Source organism: Enhygromyxa salina (assembly GCF_002994635.1).
GTDB lineage: Bacteria > Myxococcota_A > Polyangia > Nannocystales > Nannocystaceae > Plesiocystis > Plesiocystis salina_B.
This window is the reverse complement of sequence record NZ_PVNL01000057.1, coordinates 284,267-293,332: the sequence shown is the minus strand read 5'-3', so window position 1 is coordinate 293,332 and position 9,066 is coordinate 284,267. Positions and strand designations below refer to the sequence as shown.

General features: G+C 69.9%; 5 protein-coding genes. 2 read left to right on the top strand and 3 right to left on the bottom strand.

Annotation, left to right across the window (positions count from 1 at the left end):
* The first annotated feature begins 63 nt into the window (after positions 1-63).
* Positions 64-801, top strand: a complete 738-nt coding sequence (locus ENSA7_RS15785; protein WP_106090105.1) for a pyridoxine 5'-phosphate synthase — start codon at positions 64-66, stop codon at positions 799-801.
* Here ENSA7_RS15785 and ENSA7_RS15780 read toward each other — a convergent pair.
* The 3 genes from ENSA7_RS15780 to ENSA7_RS15770 form a co-directional block, all read right to left on the bottom strand.
* Positions 798-2,576, bottom strand: a complete 1,779-nt coding sequence (locus ENSA7_RS15780) for a C45 family autoproteolytic acyltransferase/hydrolase (protein WP_146157738.1) — start codon at positions 2,574-2,576, stop codon at positions 798-800. The two genes, ENSA7_RS15785 and ENSA7_RS15780, sit on opposite strands and share 4 nt — an antisense overlap.
* A gap of 94 nt (positions 2,577-2,670) precedes the next feature.
* Positions 2,671-3,840 (bottom strand): DUF1365 family protein, encoded by a 1,170-nt coding sequence (locus ENSA7_RS15775; protein WP_106090103.1) that lies wholly within the window; start codon positions 3,838-3,840, stop codon positions 2,671-2,673.
* A gap of 69 nt (positions 3,841-3,909) precedes the next feature.
* Positions 3,910-5,010 (bottom strand): hypothetical protein, encoded by a 1,101-nt coding sequence (locus ENSA7_RS15770; protein WP_106090102.1) that lies wholly within the window; start codon positions 5,008-5,010, stop codon positions 3,910-3,912.
* A 135-nt stretch (positions 5,011-5,145) separates the two neighbouring features.
* Between ENSA7_RS15770 and ENSA7_RS15765 the strand changes: the two genes are divergently transcribed.
* Entirely contained in the window at positions 5,146-9,045 is a 3,900-nt protein-coding gene (locus tag ENSA7_RS15765) for a serine/threonine-protein kinase (protein WP_106090101.1), read from the top strand.
* Positions 9,046-9,066: the final 21 nt, after the last annotated feature.

The following is a 9,066-nucleotide window of genomic DNA, read 5'->3' as shown; positions in this document are numbered from 1 at the left end:
GAGGGGAGCGGAGGGGAGCGGAGGGCGCTTGGGCTCGACCCCCATCGCGAGTAAACCACCGCCGTGGTCAGGCTCAGCGTCAACGTCAACAAGGTCGCCACCGTCCGCAACTCGCGGGGCGGCAGCGTGCCCAGCGTGGTCGAGGCCGTAGACGTCTGCGTGCGCGCGGGCGTCCCGGGGATCACCGTGCATCCCCGCGAAGATCAGCGCCACATCACCGCGCAAGACGTCGTCGACGTTCACGAGTACCTCGCGCCCCACCGCGGTCGGGTCGAGTACAACATCGAGGGCGATCCGCGGCCCGAGCTGATCGATCGCGTCGTCGAGCTGCGCCCTGAACAGTGCACCCTCGTCCCGGTCCGGCCCGGCGAGATCACCAGCGAGGCCGGCTGGATCCCCCAGCGCGATCGAGACTTGCTCAGCCCCTGCATCGCGCGTCTGAAGCAGGCGGGCGTGCGCGTGAGCCTGTTCGTCGAGCCCGAGCGCGCCGCGATCGACTGGGCCGCCGAGCTGGGGTCCGATCGCGTGGAGCTCTACACCGAGCCGTTCGCCCAGGCATACCTGCGCGGGCGCGACGACGGCCTGCGCAGCTTCGAGCGCTACGTCGCCGCCGCCGAGCATGCCCACGCGCTTGGACTCGGCATCAACGCAGGCCACGACCTCGACCTCGACAACCTCGGCCTGTTCGCCACGCTGCCGCACCTCGACGAGGTCTCGATCGGCCACGCGCTGTTGTCTCGTGCGATCTTCGTCGGCCTCGAGGTCGTCGTCCGCGAGTACCTCGAGCTCCTGAGCGCCTAGCCGCCGAGCTCTTCGATGATGCCCTTGACCCGCTCTTGGTCGCGCTGGCGGCCGGGGATCAGCTCGAGGTAGCGACGGTAGTGGGTCTTCGCCTGCTCGGCGTGATCGAGCTCGCGCTCGATGTCTCCGAGCAGCCGGTGCAGCTCGCCGATGTCGGGGGCCAGCGCCAGTGACACCCGCGCGGCCGCGAGCGCCTCGTCGGGGCGGTCGAGCGAGAGCAGCTCACGCGCGTACTCGAGGCCCTCGAGGGCCTCTTGATAGTCGCGGTACTCCTCGGAGTAGAGCAGGCGATCCGCGGGGAAGTCGGCCAGCGCGGCGGGTCGCGAGCCCTGTCGGCTCAGCAAGTAGCGCAGATCGAAGGCCCGGTAGCGGCCGAGCGTGGACGGGCCCTCGGCGACCCACAGAACCATGGAGGTGGCGTCGACCACGACCGACTGCATGGTGTGGAGGTTTTCGAGCGCGTTGCGGTTGCCGAGCCCGAGCTCGACGTTGTCGAGGCCCCGGCGGTCACGGAGGATCGCCACGGCGTCCTCGGGCGCGAAGTTGCCGGGGGTGGCGAGCAGCTCGGCGAGGCGATCGTAGCGGTAGCCTGACGAGGTTGTCCGACGGATCCGCTCGTTGTGCGCGTCGGCCTCGAACACCTCGCGGATCATGTGATCGGTGGCCCACACGGCCTGCTCGTCGTCGCCGCGGATGTGGCGGGTGTCCTCGTCGACGCGCGCGGTGGCCTCGAGCACGAGGGCCTGACGCTGCACGCCGTCGCCGATCAGCACGACCCCGGCCGTGCGCAGCTGGGCGGCCTCGATGATCTGCACGGCCTGCTCGAGGGTGTCAGCCTCTTCGAGCACACGCCGCAGCACCAGCGGCAGCGGGATCGGATCCTCTTCGCGGGCGTCGTCGGTTCGGGCGGGGTTGGCGGCCACGAAGATCCCGCGCGCGTTGATCCCGGTGACGACGCCGATCAGGCCGGCCCAGCCGATCGACACGAACGGGTACTTGCCGTCCGGGTAGTAGAACGCGACGACCCGATCGGCCTCGAAGTCGGTGCCGAGATCGATGCTCAGGGTCCGACCGATCACCAGGTTGCCGGCCTCGACCCCGCCGCTGGTCGCCCGTGGCGCGACCGCGAACATGCTGCCTTCAATGACCACGTCCTGCAGACGCTGGGTCAGATCAAACAGGCACTGGTACAGAAACAGGCGGTGGTAGGGCTCGAGTTCGCCCTCGCCGTCATCGGGCAGGGCCGCCGCGAGCGCCGACAGCTCGCGGCGATAGTCGGTGTGGGTGGCCTGATCCGCGTGCTCAGCCTGGTTTTGGCGATCGGCCTGGGCGGCATGCTCGGCGCTGAGCGCCGCGTCGGCCCCCCGGTAGTCCCAGCGCAGGAGCATGAGCTCGGCCCAGCTCTCGATGTAGCCGCGGTAGCGCTGCTCGAGCAGCGCGTCGACGCGGGTGTCGATGTTTCGAAACAGGCGCCCGGCGAGGTGCCCGTGGGCGTCGCCGATGTCGGTCGGCGAGCCCTCGAAGTGCATCACCCACAGGCCGCCGCGGCGGGCCAGCCACGAGCGCCCGTAGTCGACCCGCCGGCCAGACTCATCGACGACCAGCTCGTGCTGCCCGGACTCGACCTCTTCAGGCTCGAGCGCGGTGTAGCCGACGTAGCCCGAGTACATCAGGGCGAGCAGCACGGCGAAGGTGCCACCCACGATCGCGAGCACGCGCAGCAGCGCGAACACGCTGCGGCCCTCTTGGGCCTGGGTTTGGAACGGGCGAGCCACGGCGGGGGATGTATATACCCCCCACAGGCGGCGTGCACTCGGGCCCGCCCTGTGTTTTGCGCTCGGGCGAGGCTCCTCGCCCGCTTGCAGGCGCTCACTTCTTGGGGCAGCCGCAGAAGGTGTCGCGCTCGAGCGCCGTCGGGCTGCCGCTTGGCTGCTCGTCCCACGGGATCATCGAGCTGACCATGGGCCCGAGCGAGTGCTGCAGCACGCCCCCGGCGCCGACCTTCAGCTGGCAGCCGGCCTCGTCGGCGATCGCCAGCACCCGCAGGCCGGCCTCGATCTGCTGCTCGAACGGATGCAGGACCCGCCGCAGCTCGCGAACTGGTGAGTAGGTCACCGACACCCGAAGGTACTCGCGGCGACCATCGCGGGTCTGGGCGATCTTCAAGTGCACACAGGCCGGCTCGCGCAGATCCGGGCTCATCTCGAGGCCGCCGTCGTACCAGTTGTTGCGGCACGCGAACGGGGTGAACTCGAACTTGGCCTTGGACTTGATCCCGGTCTCGATCGAGCGGCTGACGTACATGGCCTCGGGATTTCCAGACGCGCTGCCGCCCTCGAGCAGGTAGAAGCAGGGCTTGGCGTCAGCGTCGTTGCTGCGGTAGGCGAGGTAGATCGAGACCGGCGAGAACCGTCGCCCGCGAAACCGCGCGCCCGTGATCAGGTCCACCCGGGCCAGCGACGGCCGGTCAGCGCAGGCGCGCTCGTAGTAGTCGGCGACCTGTTCAACCGAGAACGCGAGGTGATCCTTGGCTTCGACGGTGCCGATCCAGGTGCCGATGAACGCGTCCTTGGCAGGCTTGGCCAGCGGCAGTCTCACCCGCACCGACTGGCAGTCGGCGGTGAAGCCCGCACGGATAGGCTTGCGGCGCACGTGCTTGGCCTCGAGCGCGTAGACCACGTGGCGCCCCTTGGCCGCGACGCGATCGAGCTCCGTCCACCCGCGACGCGCGAGCACGGGGACCCGGGCTAGCTCGACGCCGCCGTCCCCCGAGTCGAGCAACGGGTCTTCGAGCAGCTGGCCCGCTCCGCCCATGTCGAGGGGGAGATCTCCGGCTTGGTCCGCGGCCGGCGTTGGTTCGACCGGCGCGGCCGAGCCCCGACGACCGCTGCCGACCAAGCCAAAGATGTCGTTGTCACTGCGCTCGAGCGCCTCGACGTGGCCACCCACGCGCGCGGCCGTCTCGTCGTCGAACCCCGGCAAGCAGCGGCGCAGCAGCTCACACAGATGTTCGGGGTTTTCCAGATCGAGATCAGCCATGCCGCGACGGTAGCACCGCGATCTGCAGGTGTATGCGCGGGACGTATGATCAGGCGGTCCCCAACCGAATCAATCCACGACACCGTCCGCAAGCGGGCCAGAAGCCTGGCCCGAGCTGACAACAGCTCGGGAGCAGCCGGAGTAGCCTTGGCTGGTGCCGCGCTGGGGTGGCTCGGCGATCCAGTCGAACGCGCTGCGGCCGATCTGGCCGAGGCCCCACTCCCAGACGTCGAGCTTGCAGCCCATGGCCTGGGCGATCGCAAACACCCGCAGCGCAGCTTGGATCTGGTGGGCGACCGGCCACACGACCTTGCCAGGCTCGACGACCGCGTAGCTGGCGGTGAGGTCGATGTAGTGGCGGGTGCCGTCCTTGACCTGCGAGATCGAGATCGAGAGCACGCTCGGCTCCGTCTTCGCGCGGTTCATGATCAGCTTGCCCGAGTACCAGTCTTCGGCGCAGGAGAAGGGCGTGAACTGAAACCCAGCTTGGGCGATGATCTTCGCGCCCATGGTCGGCGCCCAGTACAGCACCGCGGGGTTACCCTGGGCGCTGCCGCTCTCGTACACATAGAAGCTGGCGTGCTTGTCCTCGACGTGCTCGTAGGCCAGGAACACCGACAGCGGCGCGAACCGATCCAGATCGTAGTGACGCGCCCCGGTGATCAGATCCACGCGGGCGACCTTGGGCTCCGCGCCGAACATCGCCGCGTAACCAGCGACGACCTCGGCGACCGTGAACATCAGGTGGTCCTCGGCCTTGACGACCCCGAGGTGGGTCCAGATCGGCTGGGCCTGTTCGTGGGTCAACGGCAGGGTCACCCGGACGGACTGGGTGTGCCCGACCCAGTCCGACTCGAACGGCTTGGTCCGGTTGTGGCGAGCGGTGACCGCGTAGATCGTGTGCGCTCCGCGGGCGCTCTCTTGTCGCTCGGCGGCCTCGCGCTCGGCCTCGTTCGGCTCCCCGTCTTGGTGCATCCGCTCGAGGCCGGGCTCGACGTCGGCCCGCCGCAGCTTGTCGCGTCGGGCCCGAACTTCGTCCTCGCTCGGCTGGGTGCCGGGGAACGCCCGCTTGAGCAGCCGCCGAACCTTGTCGATGTCGTTGAACAGCTCTTCGACGAGGTCCCCGAGATCCTCGCCCTGCTCGCCCGGCTCCCGATCGTCGCTGGCCACGGGGAGAAGCTACCACGGGCGGCGCGCAAGGCGATGTGGCTCACGCAGCGGCGTCCAGGTGAGCGACCCACGCGTCGCCACCGGCCTTGATTTGGGTGCATCTCGCACACCAAAACACGTGATAGGTTGTCGGCCATGCAAGGCCCGGACACGGCCGACGGCCTACCGGAGCACAGGGAGCACAGCGACTCGGGCTTGCGGCTGGACACGACGTCGGTCACCCGCAGCGGTGAGAACCTGGTGACCGAGCACGGACCTCGGACCGACACCGCCCTCGACACGATCGCCGCGCTCGGCCCCAACGATCGGCCGGCCGTGAACCCGGGCGATCAGCTGGGTGAGTTCAGGGTCGAGCATGAGCTCGGGGCCGGCGGCATGGGGCAGGTGTTCGCGGCCCGGCGGGTCGGCGGAGCTGGGTCCGGCGAGTTGGTCGCGCTCAAGTACCTCGAGCGGACCAGCGCGAGCTTGCTGTATCGGTTCAAGCAAGAGTTCCGGGCGCTGGCCGGCGTCGCGCACGAGAACCTCGTCGCGCTCGGCGAGCTCGTCGTGCTGCCGGACTCGGTCAGCTTCTTCACCATGGAGCTGATCGACGGGGTCAGCTTCGATGACTATGTGCGCGGGCGAACGCCGGAGGGCCAGCTGCCCAACCTCGCGCGGCTGCGCCGGGCGGTGAGACAGCTGGTCGCGGGCGTCCGTCACCTCCACCAGCACGGCTGCATTCATCGGGACCTCAAGCCCTCCAACGTGCTGGTCACGACCGAGGGCCGGGTCGTCGTGCTCGACTTCGGGCTGATCCAGGATCACTCGGAGGCCCAGCCCGACACCCCCGACGATCAGATCATGGGCACGCCCGCGTACATGAGCCCCGAGCAGGCCGGGCTCGAGCGCGCCGGGCCGGCCGCCGACTGGTACGCGGTCGGGGTCATGCTCTACGAGTGCCTGAGCGGGCGCCGGCCGTTTCAGGGCAACCTCACCCACCTGCTGTTCGCCAAGCGCGAGTACGAGGCGCCGGAGATCGACGAGTTCGTCGCCGAGATCCCGCCCGACCTCGCCGCGCTGTGCCGCCGAATGCTGGCGCGCAAGCCCGAAGACCGGCCCAGCGCCCGCGAGATCCTGGCGATCCTGGATGGCCGCACCGACACGGGATCCGGGCTCGGCTGGGGCTCGCTCGAGTCCGACGACGACAGCATGGTGCGGGGCCGGGCGCCGTTCATCGGTCGCGCCCGCGAGCTGGCGACGCTCGAGGCCGCGTTCGAGCGGGTCCGCGTTCGTGACCAGCCGGAGTCGGCATCCAGCCCAGGGCAGGCCACGGTGCTGCTGCGTGGGCCGAGCGGCTACGGCAAGTCCGCGCTGGTCCGCGAGTTTCTGGCCCGTGTCCAAGATCGGGAGCAGGCGGTCGTGCTCAAGGGTCGCTGCCTCGAGCGCGAGTCGGTCCCCTACAAGGGCCTCGATCCGGTGATCGACGCGCTCTCGGTCCACCTCCGGCAGATCCCCCGCGAGTCCCTGATCGCGCTCGAGCCCGGGCACCCGGTCGCGCTCGCGCGCTTGTTCCCGGTGCTCGATGATCTGTGGCGGGTCGACCGGACCCGGATCAGCGGGCTCGACGCCCACGAGCTACGCCAGCGCGCGTTCGAGTCCCTGCGCCAGCTGTTCACGGGGGTCGCCAAGCGGCGCCCGCTGATCGTGTTCATCGATGATTTTCACTGGGCCAACGTCGACAGCGCGCAGCTGCTGAACTCGTTGCTCGCGCCGCCCGATGCCCCGCCGATGTTGCTCGTGGTCACCTACCGCGACGAGCTCGACAGCAACGAGGCGCTGCAGGTGTTGACCGGCGCGGCCTCGATCGCGGCGCGTGACACCCACGAGCTGTTCATTGGCCCGCTCGCCCCGGGTGAGACCCAGGACCTGGCCCGGGCGCTCATGGGTGACGACTACGATCCGGTGACGGCCGAGTTCGTGGCCTCGCGGGCCCAGGGCAACCCGTTCTTCGTCGGCCAGCTGATTCAGCTCAGCCACGGCGGCTCGTCCGACTTTGCGACCGAGGAGCTCGACCAGATCGTCGTGCGTCGGATCCTGAAGCTGGATCCCGACAGCCGGCGCCTGCTCGAGGTCGTCGCCGTCGCGGGCGGACCGGTCGACCGCAGGGTCGCGTTCCGGGCCAGCGAGCTCGAAGATCCCATGGCGCTGCTCCCGGGCCTGCGCGAGGCCGAGCTGTTGATCGCTCGCAGCGGCGAGGGTGGGGCGCCCGGGACCCTGGAGACCGCGCACGCTCGGATCCGGGAGGTCGCGGTCGGCGAGCTCGAGCTCGACGCGCTGAGGGGCGTGCACCAGCGCCTGGCCGCCTCGCTCGAGCACTTCGCCTGCGACCCCGAGGCGCTGGCCGAGCACTTCGACCGCGGCGGCGATCGTGCACGCGCGGCCGACTACTACGAGCGCGCGGCCGAGCTCGCGGCCAACTCGCTGGCGTTCCAGCGCGCGGTGGCGCTGTTCCGCACGACCTTGGAGTTGCTGGCCGACGACGCCGATCCCCGGCGCGTCGCGGATCTGCGCATGGGCCTGGCCGAGCAGCTGATCAACGTGGGCCGCGGGTATGAGGCCGCGCAGCTGTTGCTGTCGCTGGCCAACGACGCCGAGCACCCAAGGGATGCCGTCCACGCCGATCCAGCGCGGGCCCGCGAGTGTCGGCGCCTGGCCGCCGATCAGCTGATCAAGACCGGTCACGTCGACGAGGGCCTCGCGCAGCTCGACGTGCTGCTGCGCTCGGTCGCGCTGCAGCTCCCGTCGGGCCCGCTCGCGTCGGTCTCGGCTCTGCTGTGGGAGCAGGCTCGGATGCGCATGCGCGGGTTCGCGTTCGTCCAGCGCGACGCGTCCGAGGTCGAGCCGGGGTTGCTCGATCAGATCGACACCTGTTTCGCGGTGGTCAACGGCCTGTCCACCCAAGAGACCCTGCTGAGCGCGCTGTTTCACTTCCGCAACCTGCGGCTGGCGCTGCGCGCTGGTGAGCCCTACCGGGTCGCGCGGGCGCTCGCCTACCAGTGTGTGATCGACGTCGCCGGAGCCGACTGGCGACGGGTCGAGCAGCACATGGGCGTGGCGCGGGAGCTCGCCGCCGAGATCGGCGATCCGCAGCTCGAGGGCTTCATCGATCTGTGTGAAGCCAGCGTCCACTGGTTCGAGCGCCGCTACCCGATCAGCGGCGAGCTACACACCAACGTGATCGAGCGGCTCGAGGGCGTGCCCGGGGCCGCCTGGGACCGTCGCACCGCGCAGATCCATCACATGTGGACGCTGATCTGCCAGGGTCGCCTGCGCGAGTTCTGGACCCGGGCCAAGGGCACGACCGAGCGGGCCCGCGAGCGCGGCGACATGCAGGAGCTGGTCGAGGTGTCGTCGTTCATGGCCGTCGCGCTGGTGCTCGCTGGCAAGCCCGCGCAGGCCCGCAGCGTGCTGACAGCCGCGCTCGACCTGTGGAAGCCAGGTCGCTACTTGTTCGGCGATGTCTGGGCGTTCTATGCCCAGGTCCGAATTCTGTTGCACGAGGGCCAGCACGCCCAGGCGATCGAGCTGGCCAATCAGACGCTCGCGCAGATGAAGCGCACGTTCTTGTCCGAGCACTTGCTCGCCCGCTACAACGTGATCGAGCTGCTGTGTCGCTGTCATCTGATCGCGGCCATCCACACTGACGACCGGGGCCATGTTCGCCGCGCGCGGCGCTGGGCTGCCAAGCTCCGGGCCGCGAACAACCCGACGTTGATGGGGCACGTGGACGTGATCGAGGCGGGGCTGGCGTCGCTCGAGGGCGACGCCGCGGGCGCCCTCGCGGCGTGGGCGTCTGCGGCCGAGCAGTTTCAGACCCAAGGCATGCGGGGCCAGCTCGCGGCCGTCCGCGCTCGCCAGGCCCAGCTGTTGGGCGACCAAGCCGAGGGCCCCGCTCATGCGGCGCACGCTGCCGGCTACTTCGAGCTCGAAGACATCGAGGACCCAGACGGCTTCATCGCCCTCGTCGCGCCCGCCCGCCCGCTTGCACGCGAGTGACCCGGGACGCTACAAGCCTTG

Bases quoted from the DNA above. Each gene is read 5' to 3' on its own strand.
- ENSA7_RS15765 (WP_106090101.1), top strand. From the start codon at position 5,146: ATGCAAGGCCCGGACACGGCCGACGGCCTACCGGAGCACAGGGAGCAC.
- ENSA7_RS15775 (WP_106090103.1), bottom strand. From the start codon at position 3,840: ATGGCTGATCTCGATCTGGAAAACCCCGAACATCTGTGTGAGCTGCTG.